The organism is Neisseria zoodegmatis (assembly GCF_900187305.1).
Lineage (GTDB): Bacteria > Pseudomonadota > Gammaproteobacteria > Burkholderiales > Neisseriaceae > Neisseria > Neisseria zoodegmatis.
In genome coordinates, this window is sequence record NZ_LT906434.1 from 2,330,852 (window position 1) to 2,345,860 (window position 15,009).

15 protein-coding genes are annotated in these 15,009 nt (G+C 51.4%); 6 read left to right on the top strand and 9 right to left on the bottom strand.

All coding sequences use genetic code 11. The features are described 5' to 3' along the window. Window positions 1–176: 176 nt before the first annotated feature. A complete protein-coding gene (locus CKV66_RS11015; RefSeq protein ID WP_085362708.1) occupies window positions 177–2,399 on the bottom strand; it encodes a FimV/HubP family polar landmark protein in 2,223 nt (740 codons plus the stop codon). Window positions 2,400–2,855: 456 nt separating this feature from the next. Here CKV66_RS11015 and CKV66_RS11020 point away from each other — a divergent pair, with 456 nt between their 5' ends. From CKV66_RS11020 to CKV66_RS11040, 5 genes are read left to right on the top strand one after another with little or no spacing between them, the layout of a single operon-like run. Further along, entirely contained in the window at window positions 2,856–3,389 is a 534-nt protein-coding gene (locus CKV66_RS11020) for a septation protein A (RefSeq protein WP_085362707.1), read from the top strand. A 4-nt stretch (window positions 3,390–3,393) separates the two neighbouring features. Further along, complete coding sequence (locus tag CKV66_RS11025) at window positions 3,394–3,684, top strand: YciI family protein (protein WP_085362706.1); 291 nt, start codon at window positions 3,394–3,396, stop codon at window positions 3,682–3,684. Beyond that, complete coding sequence (locus CKV66_RS11030; protein ID WP_085362705.1) at window positions 3,684–3,956, top strand: BolA family protein; 273 nt, start codon at window positions 3,684–3,686, stop codon at window positions 3,954–3,956. Before CKV66_RS11025 ends, CKV66_RS11030 begins: the two co-directional genes overlap by 1 nt. Before the next feature lie 48 nt (window positions 3,957–4,004). Next, complete coding sequence (locus CKV66_RS11035; RefSeq protein WP_085362704.1) at window positions 4,005–4,880, top strand: hypothetical protein; 876 nt, start codon at window positions 4,005–4,007, stop codon at window positions 4,878–4,880. A gap of 22 nt (window positions 4,881–4,902) precedes the next feature. Further along, complete coding sequence (locus CKV66_RS11040) at window positions 4,903–5,670, top strand: peptidyl-prolyl cis-trans isomerase (RefSeq protein ID WP_085362703.1); 768 nt, start codon at window positions 4,903–4,905, stop codon at window positions 5,668–5,670. A 176-nt stretch (window positions 5,671–5,846) separates the two neighbouring features. Here CKV66_RS11040 and CKV66_RS11045 read toward each other — a convergent pair whose 3' ends face one another. The 7 genes from CKV66_RS11045 to pyrF all read right to left on the bottom strand — a co-directional run bounded on the left by CKV66_RS11045 (window position 5,847) and on the right by pyrF (window position 11,698). Then, a complete protein-coding gene (locus CKV66_RS11045) occupies window positions 5,847–6,554 on the bottom strand; it encodes a GntR family transcriptional regulator (protein WP_085362702.1) in 708 nt (235 codons plus the stop codon). Window positions 6,555–6,747: 193 nt separating this feature from the next. Next, complete coding sequence (locus tag CKV66_RS11050) at window positions 6,748–7,167, bottom strand: OsmC family protein (protein ID WP_085355918.1); 420 nt, start codon at window positions 7,165–7,167, stop codon at window positions 6,748–6,750. 5 nt (window positions 7,168–7,172) lie between these two features. After that, the gene (gene rraA, locus CKV66_RS11055; RefSeq protein ID WP_085362701.1) at window positions 7,173–7,667 is read right to left on the bottom strand and encodes a ribonuclease E activity regulator RraA; all 495 of its coding nucleotides are present in this window, start codon (window positions 7,665–7,667) and stop codon (window positions 7,173–7,175) included. 132 nt (window positions 7,668–7,799) lie between these two features. Further along, complete coding sequence (gene rfaD / locus CKV66_RS11060; RefSeq protein ID WP_054600001.1) at window positions 7,800–8,801, bottom strand: ADP-glyceromanno-heptose 6-epimerase; 1,002 nt, start codon at window positions 8,799–8,801, stop codon at window positions 7,800–7,802. 154 nt (window positions 8,802–8,955) lie between these two features. Beyond that, the gene (locus CKV66_RS11065) at window positions 8,956–9,699 is read right to left on the bottom strand and encodes a DUF4328 domain-containing protein (protein ID WP_143773783.1); all 744 of its coding nucleotides are present in this window, start codon (window positions 9,697–9,699) and stop codon (window positions 8,956–8,958) included. A 218-nt stretch (window positions 9,700–9,917) separates the two neighbouring features. Beyond that, on the bottom strand, window positions 9,918–10,901 hold the full coding sequence (gene rfaE1 / locus CKV66_RS11070) for a D-glycero-beta-D-manno-heptose-7-phosphate kinase (protein ID WP_269457263.1): 984 nt from the start codon (window positions 10,899–10,901) through the stop codon (window positions 9,918–9,920). Window positions 10,902–10,957: 56 nt separating this feature from the next. Further along, the gene (gene pyrF / locus CKV66_RS11075) at window positions 10,958–11,698 is read right to left on the bottom strand and encodes an orotidine-5'-phosphate decarboxylase (RefSeq protein ID WP_085362699.1); all 741 of its coding nucleotides are present in this window, start codon (window positions 11,696–11,698) and stop codon (window positions 10,958–10,960) included. Window positions 11,699–11,931: 233 nt separating this feature from the next. Here pyrF and mnmC point away from each other — a divergent pair, with 233 nt between their 5' ends. Beyond that, on the top strand, window positions 11,932–13,605 hold the full coding sequence (gene mnmC / locus CKV66_RS11080; RefSeq protein ID WP_095197886.1) for an FAD-dependent 5-carboxymethylaminomethyl-2-thiouridine(34) oxidoreductase MnmC: 1,674 nt from the start codon (window positions 11,932–11,934) through the stop codon (window positions 13,603–13,605). Between the two features lie 311 nt (window positions 13,606–13,916). Here the strand turns inward: mnmC and CKV66_RS11085 are convergent, their stop codons facing one another. After that, entirely contained in the window at window positions 13,917–14,960 is a 1,044-nt protein-coding gene (locus tag CKV66_RS11085; RefSeq protein ID WP_085362697.1) for a DUF2157 domain-containing protein, read from the bottom strand. Window positions 14,961–15,009 lie beyond the last annotated feature (49 nt).

Here is a 15,009-nt window from a genome sequence, read left to right on the forward strand (position 1 = left end):
CTTGTTTGCGACCATATCACAAATAAACTCATCCGCCTTATCCCATACAATGTACAAACAAATAGATATGAGATAGATTATGAGTTCTAAAAACAAAAAGCTGAATCCTAATAACCCAAGGATTCAGCCTTTCATGTCGTTTGTAAAACTATTGCATATTGAATAAACAGATAAGTTTACTTGTCTAACTCTGCAAGCATATTTTTTGTTTTTTCCAAGATGCTTCCGCTTGCCTCTTCAAGTAACTCTTGAAGCGTTTCTTTTGCTGCGTCTGGATCGCCGATCTCCACATACATTTGAGCCAGCTCATACTTAGCTTCAAGCGGAGCAGTCATGCCTACTGATTCGGAGATAAAGCCGGTTTCAGCATGCTCACTGTCACCTTCAACCTCTATGCTTTCCCATTCAATAGTTTCGCCACTATCGGAAACACTAACATCAACAGGGCTTCCAAGCTCTTCATCTTGGAAAGCGATATTGTTGTCAGACTCCGGGGCTACCCATTCTTGGTTAATTTCACTTTCTACAGCTTGTTCTACAAAGAAAGAGGAGTCTTGTGTTTCTGTTTGATCAATATTCTCAACTACTTCTTCCGACTCAACGGTAATGGCTTCTGCTTCAACTACGGCAGAGGAATCAATTGAAGACGTATCTTCTACCGATTTTTGTAACTCTTCAGAAGCAGATGAATCAAACTCAAGCGGTTCAAACTCTACTGCCTTAATTTCATCAGCAGTTTCCTCTGCTGAAACAAAAGAAGATGTTTCAAATGCAGAAACTTCTTGAACAGCTTGCTTCTCTTCCTGTGAATCAGCTTCTAATTGAATGCTTTCTACATCTACATCAAAATCATTACGCTCGTTTTGATGTTCATCCACAGAAATATCGGCTACATCTGCAACATCAGAGATTTCGGCAGTGTCAGCCACAGGAGAGAATTCAACTGCAACATGCTGATATTCGTTTTCAGGATCCGGCTCATATACACTTTCGGTAGACTCGATAGTGTCCCAATTGGCGTTTTGGCGCTTTTGAGTTTCCTCATCTTGAGTAAGGGCACCGGATACGATACCGTTTTGAGCACGATCAATTGAACCTAAATCTAAGCTGAAATTATTTTCAGGTTTGTCTGCCGGAATGGTTTCGGTTTCAGTAAAGAAAATTTCATCATCAAAATCATCTTCAACATCCAAACCTTCTTCCGTAGCTTTAGCTTGAGTAGCAGTTCCTGCAGCAATTGTTGCTCCTGCAGCAACGCCAGAACGCGTAAAAGAAGAATCTGCTGTTTTGCTTGAAGATACGGAGCTCACGCCCGATTTAGCATGAAGATCTTGAGCTTGAAGTTTGCTTTCTTCCGTAGCTTCTTTCAAGACAAAGTGATCGTTTTCATCAGCTTTTTCAACGTGGACTTTTTTCTTGGAGGCCGCTTTCGCAATCAACCATAAAGCAATCGCACCTAAACCGGCAAACAGCAGCCAACGCCACCAACCGCTGCTTTCACCTTCTTGCGTTGCAGGTGCCTGTACTGAAGAAGCAGTTGTTTCAGGTTTATCAGTTACTTCAGATTTAGCAACTTCTTTCTGGCTGACGGCTGCTGAAGCTTGTTCATCTTTTGCAGCAGTTACTACAGGCTCAGACGAAGCTGAAGTCCCTACACCTGCAGTTTCAGGTGTTTTTTCAGTAACTACAGGCTTTTCAGCAACTACGTCGGGCTGAGAAGCTTGGGCAGGTTGCTGAGTTTCAACAGAAGTCGTTTCTGCCGGCTTAACTGCTGCTGCACCACCTTGCTTAAGAATATCTTTAAGCGCTGATGCAGAAGGAATACTTAATGTGCTGCCAGCAATAACGATATCGGGATTATTGTCCGGGAAGACTTTGGGGTTTGCCAAAACTAAAGCATTAATAGTTTCGTTCAAAGTCAAACCTTGAGGACGAATTCTCTCAGCAATGAAAGTCAGTGTTTCGCCATGACGAACTTTGTAGTCGCCTTCAAGAGGAATTTGAGACTTCTGCTCGACAGGGGCTACATCGCGGCTTTTTTCGACTTTTGCATGAGCGGCAGATTTTTTATTTTCTTTTTTCGCTCTTGTCTGCTCTTGGGTCTGCTTAGCATTAGGTTTGACGTGGGTAGAACGCTGTGACGCAGAAGGTTGGCGCACCGCCTGTTCTACGGAAGCAGATTTGGTTTCGCTTTGAGCTTCTGATCCGCTGCCGGCAGCGTAATCCGCCGGATCGATAATCGCGGTATATTGACGAGATTGGGAACCGACGCCAACTTGGAAAACCAAAACAGGGTCGTTTATCGGGGTATTTCGAGCGGATATTGATAACGGCTTTGTCGCCTGATTTTCTAACGCTCGTACGCAAATTGCTGTCTGAAAGTGATGCATTGCCGCCATTGAGCAGAACTTTGGCTTCTTCCCCTGTAACCGTTACCGTGCCAGAGAACGGCTCGCCCAAGTTGGATTGAACATTCAAGCCACCTAAGCCGCCAACGGCAGATAATGACGTTGTTAAGGCCAAAGAAGCAGCAATCAGTTTGATTCTATGATTGTTTTTCAAATTATTATCCCCTGTTCGAGTTGGCAGCCTTACTGCCTGATTGTATATAATCAGCATGATATATGCTGACTGCCTACTCTGCCAAGTAATTTGCTAATTTATGTAAACGATAAGCTGGCAATTGCAACTTTATAACCACTCTTTAATTTACTTTAAAGTAAATTCGACAATCGGCCTTTTTTTCAGACGGCCTGAAGTGCCTTGTTAGCATTGACATAAGTAATGCAAAAGAGTTCATCTACCTGTATGATTGTGAAATTCTGATGATTTGATTTACTTTACTCAGCATAAAAATGAAGATTTTAAGCGATTTTATTGCGATTATTCTGTTTTTTATTATTTACACCACAACCAAGAATATTATTTGGGCTACGGCCGTCGCCTTGATAGTCGGCATTATTCAGGCTGCTTTAACATGGATGAAGCATAAAAAGCTTGATACGATGCAGAAAGTGAACTTGGGATTAATCGTTGTTTTTGGCGGAGCCACTATTTTATTGCGCGATGCCCGTTTCATTATGTGGAAACCTACGTTGCTGTTTTGGTTTGGCGCGCTGGCTTTAGGCATCAGCCAAATCATGAATAAAAACGGCTTGAAAGCAATGATGGGCAAGGAATTGAAACTGGACGACAGCATCTGGAACAAATTAACTACCGCTTGGGTAGTATTCTTGATTTTTATGGGTGTAGCCAATCTTATCGTTGCTTACAACTTTTCCGAACAGCAATGGGTCAACTATAAACTGTTCGGCACGCTTGGCTTTATGATCGTTTTTGCATTGGCGCAAGGTATGTACTTGAGCAAGCATTTACCTAAAGAGGGTTGATAATATGGAATATTTTATGTTGTTGGCGACTGATGCCGAAGGCGCTCACGAAGCCCGTTTGGAAGCGCGCCCTGCGCATTTGAAGCGTTTGGAAGCACTTCAATCCGAAGGCAGACTGCTCACCGCCGGGCCGAATCCGCTGCCTGACAATCCCGATCAAGTTTCCGGCAGTTTGATTATCGCCCAATTTGCTTCACTGGACGACGCCCAAACTTGGGCGGAGCAAGATCCCTACGTTGATGCGGGCGTTTACGAAGAAATTTTGATCAAGCCTTTTAAAGCGGTGTTTAAATAATGCCTACGATACAGGAAACGATTGAAGGCCGTCTGAAAATCTTGCAGCCGCAGGTGTTTGAGTTTCACGACGAGAGCCATCTTCACGCAGGGCACGCGGGAAACCGTGGCGGCGGGCATTACGCCGTATTGCTGGTCAGCGAAGTATTTGACGGGGTGAGCCGTTTAAACCGGCAACGCATGGTTAAAGATTTGCTTCAGGATCTTTTTTCAGACGGCCTGATACATGCTTTGAGTGTAAAAGCCGTTACCCCTGAAGAGTATTTCCATTAAGCTCGTCCCATTACCTAAATTTTTATTTGAGAAAAGCAGAGAATCGATATGAAAAAATCTTATTTTGCTTCAGCACTGATGTTGGCTTTGATTTCCGGAAGCCTGTGGGCGCAAACCATCGTAACCGTTAACGGCAGCAAAATCGACAGCAAAGAAATCGATGCGCAAGTTAAGATGCTGCAAAGCCAAAATCCCCAAATTCCCGACACTCCTGCTTTGCGCCGTGATTTGACCGAGCGCCGCGTAACCGCCATCCTCATTGCTCAAGAAGCAAAACGCTTAAAGCTCGACCAATCCGCCGAGTACAAAAAAGTGATCGGGCAGGCACGCGCCGATGCTAAACAGCAAGGCGCCGATAAAAAACCGGGTTTCCAAGAGCAATGGGCTGCTTTTGAAAACGACATGCTCAACCAAGCCTATTTCGTTTATCTGCTGAGAAACAACCCCATCAGCGAAAACGATTTGAAAACGGCTTACAGCGAATTCAGCAAATTTTATCAAGGCAGCCACGAAGTACAGCTGGGCGAAATCTTGACCAACAATGCCACAGACGCCCAAAAAGCCATTGCCGATTTGAAAGCCAAAAAAGATTTCAAAGCCGTAGCCTCTCAATACACGGTTGATCCAGTCGAAAAAGCCAACAGCGGTTTGAACGCAGGTTACGTCAACCTCAAAGACTTGGAGCAAGGCGCACCTCAAGTGTATGCAGCCGTTAAAAACCTGAACAAAGGCGGATATACAGCCACACCGCTGCAAGACGGCAACGGCATGTTTGGCGTGTTTTACATCAACGACAAGCGCGCGGCTTCTATCCCCACATATGAAACCGCCAAAAACGGCATTGCCCAAGAGCTTCAAGCCGCACGTATCGACAGCGCAATCGAAGCCCTTTACCGCAAAGCCAATATCCAAACAGCCAAATAACTTTGAAAAAGCTTAAATAACAATGATGAAACAAAAAAATCTCGTATTCTTGGCCGCCTCTGTTTTGGCAGCCGGAATCGCTATCGGGAAAGCACCGGAAATCGAACGCAGCCGCATCGACACGGCGGTTGCCGAAGAATTGGAAAGAGCGTCTTTCAGCCATCAAGGACAGCTGCCCGATGCCGACAAACTGCGTAAAAGCGTTACCCTTCAACTGCAAACGGTTGAAATTTTGAAAAACGAAGCATTGAAATTAGGCTTGGACAAAAATCCGGAAGTTCAAGCCCGTTTCAAAAATGCCGAGGCGCAATTTTATGCCACGCAATATGCTTTGCATCTTGAGCAGGAAACCAAAGTGGATGAAGCGGAAATACGCGCCGCTTACGACCGCCAAACCCGCGCGGTAAAAATCCAGCAGGTCAACTTTGCCAGCCCGGAAGAAGTGCTTCAAGCACAACAGCTGCTGTTGAAAGGCTTGTCTTTCGACCAATTGATGCAACGCTATCCCAGCCCCGATCAAGTTAGCGGTTTTATTTCTCCCGATCATCTGCCGCCCGAATTGGCTAAAGTGATCAGTCAGATGTCGCGCGGCCAAGTAACCCGCGAACCTGTGCAGCTCAACGGCAGATTCTATCTGTTTAAGCTGGCGGCGTCGGAGCGCAATCCCGATGCGCCTCCTTTCGAGCAAGTTAAAGATATTCTGATCCGTCAGGCCAAGCAGTACAAAATGCAGCAACAGATCGACGAGCTGCTGCAAAAGCACGGCATGCCGAAACTGGGCAATCTATAACTTTGACTGCTTGCTTGTAAAACAAATATCGCAATAAAACTTTGAGGCCGTCTGAAAAGTTATTTTCAGACGGCCTCTAGTTTTGATTGGCTTTCTACTCGGCGGCATAGCTACACCACCAAACGGCTTAACTGCAAAATCTCCCCCAAACGTGGAGCAATAAACAAAACACCGCCCTACGCTTCCGCTTCAAATTTTCTCAACAACCTCGCCTGACATTGCCCCAGATGGCGTCTCATCATCTTACAAGCTCTGGCTTTTTTGCCTTCCACCAGCAAATCGAGGATTTCGCGGTGTTCGCAGTAAGTGTGGCGCAAACGGTCTTTCGGTGCGTCGAACACGGCGATAATCAAAGACGAACGGGCGCACAACGTATTCACAATTTCCAGCAGCACATCATTATTCAGCAGACGCGCCAGCTCGACATGGAAAGCGTTGGACAAACGGTTCCAGCTTACCCTGTCGCCGCGGTTGAAAGCCGCTTCTTCCTGATCAATCAAATCGTAAAGAGGCTTGGCTTTTTCTGCTAAATTTTCTTCTTCCAAAAGCATATTGATGATGGTTTCTTCCAAAGCAATACGCATTTTGAACACATCTTGCGTTTCTTTTGCATCGGGCACATGCACGAATGCGCCGCGGTTGGGCAGCAGGTCAACGATTTTATCGTGCGCCAACAATGAAAGCGCACTGCGCACTGTGCTGCGTGAGCAGGTCATTTGACGGCATAAATCGGATTCGGTCAGCTTGTTGCCCGGGCGCAGGTTGTGGTCGGTGATGCCGTCTAAAATGCGGGAATACACGCGGAAAAGCTCGGCATCGTGCCGCTCTTCCAGCAAAGACGAGGTTGCGGGTGCTTGCGGAAAATTGTTTTCGTTATCTGTCATACCGGTTCTCCTGCCTGATCAGGCAGTTGGAAGTATTCGAGTAGTTATCGCAAATATACTTAACTGGCTACGGTGTTGCTGCCTTGTATCAAAATTAAGTGGATTGACTATATTGCCGGCCGTTTGAACCATTCTGAATCGTAGGCAAGTCAAGGCCGTCTGAAAACCTTGTTTTCAGACGGCATGTTTTGATTTAAGCCGTTTCAACAATCTCGAAGCTGTGCGTCACTTTGGCCGCTTTGCCCAGCATGATTGAAGCGGAACAATATTTTTCGGCAGACATCTGCACGGCTTTTTCAATCGCACTTTCTTTGAGGTTGCGGCCCAGCACTTCAAAATGGATGTGGATTTCGGTAAACACGCGCGGCGTATCGTCGGCACGCTTGGCGGTAACGGTTGCCCGGCAATCCACTATGTCCTGACGCTGCTTTTCGGCAATCATCACCACATCAATGCTAGAACAGCCCGCCACGCCCAGCAGCAGCATTTCCATCGGGCTGGGGCCGCGCTTGGCCTGCCCTTCCTGCGCCGAACCTTCCATGACCACGCTGTGGCCGGCTTCGGTTGTGCCGACAAAACACATGCCGTCTATCCATTTTGACGTTACTTTCATATCGTTTATTCCTCGTGAAGCGGTTGTTCAGACACCAAGATGCCGTCTGAATCGCTGTATAAATAATGTCCCGGGGTAAATGTTACGCCGCCGAAAGTGACCGGCACATCCACTTCGCCCGCGCCGTCTTTCGCACTCTTGCGCGGGTTGGTGCCCAAGGCTTTCACGCCGAACTGCATGGCGTTGATAGCTTCGTTGTCGCGGATGGGGCCGAAAATCACCGCACCGGCCCAGCCGTTGGCTGCGCCCGCACCGGCAATCATGTCGCCCATCAATGCGCTGTATAAATCGCCGCCGCCGTCCACCACCAGCACTTCTCCGTCGGAATGCGTGTTCATCAGTTTTTTAACCAAGCCGTTGTCGCGGCTGCATTTCACCGTGCGGATTCTGCCGCAGAAACGGGCATGGCGCCCGAAATGACGGAACTGGACTTCGCAGGAAGGGGTGTCCGGTGCGATGTCGATTAAATCGGCGGTTGCAAAATCATTTTTTCCGCTCATGGTTTTCTCCTTTGCTTGTATTGTGTGCGGTTCGCTTTTCCGCTTGAGGCAGCCCGAAAACACCGCAGGCCGTCTGAAAAGCATTATAAAGTATTTTTGCCTTTCAGACGGCCTGCCGTGGGCTTGCGTGGCTTAAAGGTTTTCCATCATCCAATGCACATAGCGGCTTACACCTTCGTCCACATCTAAAAACGCTTCTTCGTAACCGGCTTCGCGCAAACGCGAAATATCGGCCTCGGTAAAGCTCTGGTATTTGCCCTTGAGCGAATCGGGGAACGGAATGTAGCGGATCAGCTCTTCTTTAACCAATTCCTGAAGGCTCATCGCGGGCTTGCCCTCGGCTACACGGCAGGCGTTGACGGTTGCGGCGGCCAAATCGTTAAACGGCTGGCTGCGGCCGGTGCCCAAGTTGAAAATGCCTGATTTTTCAGGGTTGTCGAAAAAGAACAGGTTCACTTTCACCACATCTTCCACACTCACGAAATCGCGGGTTTGCTCGCCGTTGCCGTAACCTTCGTTTTCGCCGAACAAATTCACATAGCCCTGCTCGCGGTATTGGTTGAAATGATGGAACGCCACCGAAGCCATGCGGCCTTTGTGCTGTTCGCGCGGGCCGTACACATTGAAATAACGGAAACCGGCCACTTGCGCGGTCAAACCCTCTTCCATGCGGCGGCGCACCACTTGGTCGAACAGGAATTTGGAATAGCCGTACACATTGAGCGGTTTTTCCAATTCGCGCTCTTCGCGGAAAATCTCGCCTTTGCCGTACACTGCCGCGCTGGAGGCGTATAAAAACGGAATACGCTCGTCTTGGCACCAATCGAGCAGATCGAGGCTGTATTGGTAGTTGTTGTCCATCATATACAGGCCGTTGTGTTCCATGGTGTCGGAACACGCGCCGTCGTGGAACACGGCTTCGATATCGTCAAACGGCAGCAGATGCTCGCGCACTTGGCGGATGAACTCGTGTTTGTCGAGATAATGGGCGATTTCGCACTCGGCCAGATTTTTGAATTTCTCGCCGCGGGTCAGGTTGTCGACGGCAATGATGTCGGTTATACCGCGCTCGTTCAGGGCTTTAACGATGTTGCTGCCGATAAAACCGGCAGCACCGGTTACGATGATGGTCATAATCTTTCCTTTGATTTCCTACTCATAATGTTATTTGGCCGCGGTCAACGGCAACCGCCGGAACAAAAAAGGTTTCATCGCATCACACGGTCAGTCCTGAAACCCGTCTGTCCGCACCCCTGCACAACGGATCACAAACAGACTTTCTGTTATTTTACCGCTCCGCTTCCGGCGCGGCACTTACTGTGGGAGGCAGCGCACTTTGTTCCTGCGCTTGATTAACGGAATAAATAATTTTCAACAACGCCAACGCGCTGATAATAGTCAAAACATTGTAAAGCAGGCCGACATAGCCGCTTGAGAGATAAGAAGACAAGGCCGTCTTAAACGCTTCTTCAGTTTGCGCCGCCTCCATGGCTTCCCAAGCCCGATCACCCACTCTAGTCGTCAAACGGCCAAGTATATTACCGACAACCCACGAACCCCACCAAACATACAGCATGGTTTGATGTGCGGGCTTGCCTGCTGCGCGCATACTGCCGTTCCAAATTTGCGTCACACCGCGCAAGGGCATGAAAAGATTCATAATCGGCACGAAAAACCAACCCACCGACCATCCCGGAGTCATTTCCACTTCCGTTGCACCCAAAGCACGGGCATTCTTATTGGCCTGCATGATCCATTTGGCCGTCAGCACCGCCGTAACCACAAATACCAAAACTGCGGTAAGGTACAAATAAAAAACCATATTCTGGGACGACAATACTGCTTCATAAGCAGACGATTCGATGCCTTCCTCTGTAATGGATGCAGCTGCCTGTTTAATCGTATTCAGCGCATACATCTCGCCGAAGCCGGACAACACATTCAATACAATATAAATGATGAACGTAATCAATAACCAACGTGTCCGCTTATCTTGGTTTTGATAAGTATATACGGCAGATTCCTGCTTCACGATAATTTCTCCTGACGGTTTTTCAAAACGCTCTTTCAAAGCCCGCTATCCTGCGTAAATAAGCAAGCAGTTGGAGAGCAGGAAAAAGCCTTCTCTCCCGAAATGGCGTTTCATACCTATTTTAATTGCAGCGTATGTATAGACTATATTTTTCAGACGGCCTCATTACTGCGACCGTGTAACACCACCGAGGCCGTCTGAAAGTGGCCTGAACGGTTTCAGACGGCCTGTTGTTCTTTCAAAGCCGCGCTCAGTTCTTCAAACGAACACACCGCCGTACCCAGTTTCGCCACCACCACACCGGCGGCGGTATTGGCAATGTGCATGGCTTCGGGCAGGCTGAAATCGGCAGCCATGCCCAAGCCCATGCTGGCGATTACGGTGTCGCCTGCTCCGGATACATCGTACACTTCTTGGGCGCGGGTGGGCTGGTGGTCGATTTGGCTGCTGCGAAAGAGCGTCATGCCTTCTTCGCTGCGGGTCAGCAGCAGGGCTTGCAATTCCAAATTACGGCGCAGGTTTTGGGCTTTTTCGGTCAATTCCGCTTCATTGCGCCAACTGCCCACCACTTCTTTCAGTTCGGCGCGGTTGGGCGTGAGCAAGGTGGCGCCGGCGTATTTTTCGTAATCGTCGCCTTTCGGGTCGATCAATACGGGCTTGCCTGCCAAGCGCGCCCATTCGATCATGGAAGCAACGTGCAGCAGGCCGCCTTTGCCGTAGTCGGACAGCACCACGACATCGTATTCCGGCAGCAAGGCGCGGTATTGCTCTTTGACCGAATCGAGAATCTCGCGGTGCGGCATTTCTTCAAAATCGAGGCGGATAAGCTGCTGGTTGCGGGCAACAACGCGCAGTTTGACGGTGGTGGAAATTTCTTTGTCGCGCATCAGATACGAAGCCACGCCGTCTTGCTTCATCAATTTTTCCAGCGCATCAGCGGCTTCGTCTTTACCGGTAACCGACAGCAGCGCCGCTTTGCCGCCCAACGAGGCGATGTTGCGGGCAACGTTGGCGGCACCACCCGCGCGTTGGTCGGTTTTAGAAATTTTGGCAATCGGCACGGGGGCTTCTGGGGAAATGCGGGCAACGTCGCCGAACCAATAGCGGTCGAGCATCACGTCGCCCACCACTAAAACTCGTGCGCCGCTCAAACGGGATTGCAATTGTTGTATATCGGTGTTGAGTACCATAGGAATATCCATTGTTAGCTACATTTTCAGACGGCCTCTTTATACTACAAGAGGCCGTCTGAACATATTTAAATCGAAATCTGATTGGCTGCCGCATTCACTTCGCGCAACACGGCCACGGGGTCGGCTGCCTGCGTAATCGGCCGCCCCATCACCAAGTAAGTGGAACCCGCCGCCAACGCTTGCGCGGGGGTCATGATACGGCGTTGGTCGTCGCCGTTGCCGGCGGTATCCAAGCGGATGCCGGGTGTAACCAGCACAAATTCTCCGCCCAATTCGCGGCGCAGCGGTGCGGCTTCGCGGGCGGAACACACCACGCCGTCCAAACCGGAACTTTGCGCCAGTTTCGCCCAACGCAACACCAATTCTTCTACCGGTTGATTTAGGCCGATTTCGGCAAGGTCGCTCTGCTCCATACTGGTCAGCACGGTAACGCCGATCAGCAGCGGTTTTTGCGCATGGTTGGCCACGGCTTCGGCGGCGGCTTCCATCATGCGGCGGCCGCCCGAAGCGTGCATGTCCACCATCCACACGCCCATATCGGCCGCTACTTTGCAGGCGTGGGCTACAGTGTTGGGAATGTCGTGGTATTTCAAATCGAGAAACAGTTTGAAGCCTTGGTTGATCAGGCTTTCGGCCAAACTGCGACCAGTGGCGGTAAACAGTTCTTTGCCGATTTTCAGACGGCATAGGGAGGGATCGAGACGGCGCACAAAGGCAAGCGTGTCGTGTTCGTTGGCGAAATCTAAAGCCACAATCACAGGCGTGCGGGCGGTTTCGGTTTGGAAGTCGGCGATTAATGGGTTCATAACGGGTTCCGTCGGGTGGGTTTGGCGAAGCTCGCCAAGTTCGCTTTGGCTAAACTCGCACAGCTTGCTTTCAGACGGCCTGCGGCTCGTGATGCAACAGCTTTGCACGACTCGCCGCCATAGGCCGTCTGAAATCATAAAATCGCACAAATTTTAGCAGCTTTCCAACCTGTTTGTCCGCCGTTTGCTCGTGATAAACTGGCCACCCGCACTATTTTCAGACGGCCTCATTTATGAACTGCCTTGCTTGGAACGCCCCGCCACCGCTTGCCGCACTTGCAGACACTGTCCGCCGCCATGCCAAACCGCTGTATTTGATCGTATGCCTGCCCGACCGCCGCATCCCCGAATTCAGGCCGTCTGAACAACCATGCGCGGAAGAAACTGCGCTGCGACAAGCCATAGCAGGCAAGCTCGGCTGCATTCAGTTTAACGGAGCCAACGTGTTGGAGAACATTTTGCCCGGCGTGCATCTATGGCTGATGCCGTCTGAAAACGCCGCGCGGCTGGGCGAACATTTTCCGCAGCCCGTGCAATGGCAGACCGAAGCCGTGCCGCAACTGCCGCCGCAAACGGTCAAACCGTGGTTCAGGCCGTCTGAACACCGCGCCGCACCCAGCCGTGCCGTTATCGTCGGCTCAGGCATTGCCGGTGCAGCCACCGCCCGCGCACTGGCGGAACACGGCCTGCCCGTTACCGTGCTGGAAGCCGCCGAACCCGCCAACGCCGCGTCGGGCAACCGCCAAGGGCTGCTGTATGCCAAGATTTCGCCGCACAACACCGAGCAAACCGAACTGCTGCTGTGCGGCTACGGCTACACCCGCCGCCTGCTCGAAACCCTGCTGCCGAACCGCGAAAGCTGGGGCGGCGACGGCGTGCTCCACCTCAACCACGATACCGAAGAAACCCGCCGCAATCAGGCTTTGGGCGCACACAAGCACCACACCCACCTTTACCGCCCCGTCGATGCCGACGAAGCCGCGCAGCTTGCCGGCATCGAAACCGCACAAAGCGGCCTGTATTGGCCGCAAGGCGTGTGGCTGAACCCGCCCGCGCTCGTCCGCGCCCTGCTCGACCATCCGCTGATCGAACTGCACACCCGCACGCCCGTGCTTGCCGCCGAACACGACGGCAACGAATGGCAAGTCCGCACGCCTGAACGCACTTTCAGCGGCAGCCATTTGATTTACTGCACCGGCGCACACAGCCCGCAAGCCGCCGACCCCAACGTCTCCGCCCTGCCTTACCGCTTGGTGCGCGGACAAACCGACCTTGCCGCCGCCGTGCCGTATTCCGAACAACTGCGCTGCGCCCTTTCCGGCGCCAGCTACATCAGCCCCGCATGGCAAGGCTTGCATTGCTACGGCGCAACCTTCGTCCAGCACGACACCGGCACCGACTGGCGCGAAAGCGACCGCCAAACCAACCGTGCCAACCTGCACGGGTTAAACGCACAACTGGCCGCGCAACTGCTTAGGCGAAGCTCACCAAGTTCGCTTTCAGACGGCCTTGACGGTTCTCATCAACACCAAAGGCCGTCTGAAACCCGTTCAGACGGCCTCACCCTGCAAGGCCACGCCGCCCTGCGCTGCGACAGCCCCGACCACCTGCCCATCGTCGGCGCACTCGGCAACATCGCCGCCATGCAAAACGTGTACGCCAAACTCGCCCTCGACAAAAACTACCGCCTCAACGCCCCCTGCCCCTACCTGCCGAACGCCTACATCAACACCGCCCACGGCAGCCGCGGGCTAGCCACCGCCCCGATTTGCGCCGCCGCCGTCGCCGCCGACATCCTCGGCCTGCCCAACCCGCTGTCGCCAAGAATCCGCCACGCCCTCGCCCCCAACCGCACCGTTATCCGTGCCATCGTGCGGCAGCAGCCGTTGTTGGGAAAGGCCGTCTGAAATGGTTTAGGCTTTCAGACGGCCTCAATAACATCGCCCGCCCCAAACCTTACCGACCTTCTCCCGTAGGGGCGGATTGCATATCCGCCCGTTGCCGCCACACCTGCCGCCGCAATACTTCCTAACTTCCCCGACGTTTTCACGATAAAAAACACAAACGCCAAATGCCGACGACTTTCCCGCACATAACCTCAATGCACACGCGGGCGGATATGTAATCCGCCCCTACAAACCGCCATGAAACAAAATGACCTTGCTACCAAAACCGAGAGGCCGTCTGAAAAAATTCAGACGGCCTCCCGTTATCCCTGCTATTGAAATTTACGCTGTAAAAAACGGCGCACCGCTTGCGGCATCTTGTTTTGCAGCTTTTGCGTATAAACCGCGTCGTTCTTCTGCCACCACACGCCGATGCACACAATCAGCAAACCGATCAGCGTGAGCGAAATCGGAAACAGCCAACTGTCTTTAAAAATCTTATCGGCCAGATGCCAGCAATAACCGAACATCCCCAGCGCGCCGAACACGGCAAACACGCGGCGGCGGATCAGCACGCCGGTAAACACCATGCCCACGTTCAACAAGAAATAAATAAACTTGTTCCACTCGCTGTCGGACTCCATAAAGCTCAGGCCGACCCAAAACGTGATCACGCCGAAGAGATACAGCCAAAACGGATAATCGCGCCCGCTTTGGTTGCGGAAATCCACCCAAAACGCCAGCAGAATCATTGCCGCGCCAAACAAAGCCGAAACCTGCTGCTTGAGCGTCCAATCGTACACCCCGTTATGGCCGTAGAAAATCCAATCGGCAATGTCCATCGACATATACCACAGCGTAACGGCCACCGGCATCACCAAAAACGGATAGCGGTAACGCCACAGCATCACGGCAGCGGCGGCCAGCGTGGCCAGCTCCATCATCAGCCAGCGCCAGTCGATCCAATGATGGTAATCGCGGTAAACCATTGTATCGTCGGGCCAAAAACCCAAAGCCTGCTGCAAGCCGTACACCGCCAGCGGCACCAGCACCACCACAAAAGTAGCGCAAATGCCCGCCGGAATGTGCAGGCTGCGTTTGCGGAAATATTCGGTGAGCGCTATGCCTGCTATGCCGTAAAGCAGACACAGCACCACAATCGCCGTACCGCCGAAGGCTTCCCAACCCAAATTCATAAACAGCGACATCGCGCCGATGGCCAACAGCCCGCCGAGATAATACAAAACATGGGTAAAACCGAATTGCGGCACATGGCTGTTTTGCTGCTGCCACAACGCCCACAAAGCATCGGCCTGCTGCGGGTTGATAATGCGCTGTTCAACTGCCTGTTGTAAGTGGTGTTTGCGGATATCCATTCAAGATGCTCCCGATTCGCAAAGCAAACCCGCCCTGCCTTAATCTATT

Excerpts from the sequence above, each read along its gene's own strand:
- rraA (WP_085362701.1), bottom strand. The coding sequence starts at position 7,667 with ATGAGCGGAAAAAATGATTTTGCAACCGCCGATTTAATCGACATCGCA.
- CKV66_RS11015 (WP_085362708.1), bottom strand. The coding sequence starts at position 2,399 with ATGGCGGCAATGCATCACTTTCAGACAGCAATTTGCGTACGAGCGTTA.
- CKV66_RS11020 (WP_085362707.1), top strand. The coding sequence starts at position 2,856 with ATGAAGATTTTAAGCGATTTTATTGCGATTATTCTGTTTTTTATTATT.
- CKV66_RS11040 (WP_085362703.1), top strand. The coding sequence starts at position 4,903 with ATGATGAAACAAAAAAATCTCGTATTCTTGGCCGCCTCTGTTTTGGCA.
- CKV66_RS11025 (WP_085362706.1), top strand. The coding sequence starts at position 3,394 with ATGGAATATTTTATGTTGTTGGCGACTGATGCCGAAGGCGCTCACGAA.
- mnmC (WP_095197886.1), top strand. The coding sequence starts at position 11,932 with ATGAACTGCCTTGCTTGGAACGCCCCGCCACCGCTTGCCGCACTTGCA.
- CKV66_RS11035 (WP_085362704.1), top strand. The coding sequence starts at position 4,005 with ATGAAAAAATCTTATTTTGCTTCAGCACTGATGTTGGCTTTGATTTCC.
- CKV66_RS11085 (WP_085362697.1), bottom strand. The coding sequence starts at position 14,960 with ATGGATATCCGCAAACACCACTTACAACAGGCAGTTGAACAGCGCATT.
- pyrF (WP_085362699.1), bottom strand. The coding sequence starts at position 11,698 with ATGAACCCATTAATCGCCGACTTCCAAACCGAAACCGCCCGCACGCCT.
- CKV66_RS11050 (WP_085355918.1), bottom strand. The coding sequence starts at position 7,167 with ATGAAAGTAACGTCAAAATGGATAGACGGCATGTGTTTTGTCGGCACA.
- CKV66_RS11045 (WP_085362702.1), bottom strand. The coding sequence starts at position 6,554 with ATGACAGATAACGAAAACAATTTTCCGCAAGCACCCGCAACCTCGTCT.
- rfaE1 (WP_269457263.1), bottom strand. The coding sequence starts at position 10,901 with ATGGATATTCCTATGGTACTCAACACCGATATACAACAATTGCAATCC.
- rfaD (WP_054600001.1), bottom strand. The coding sequence starts at position 8,801 with ATGACCATCATCGTAACCGGTGCTGCCGGTTTTATCGGCAGCAACATC.
- CKV66_RS11030 (WP_085362705.1), top strand. The coding sequence starts at position 3,684 with ATGCCTACGATACAGGAAACGATTGAAGGCCGTCTGAAAATCTTGCAG.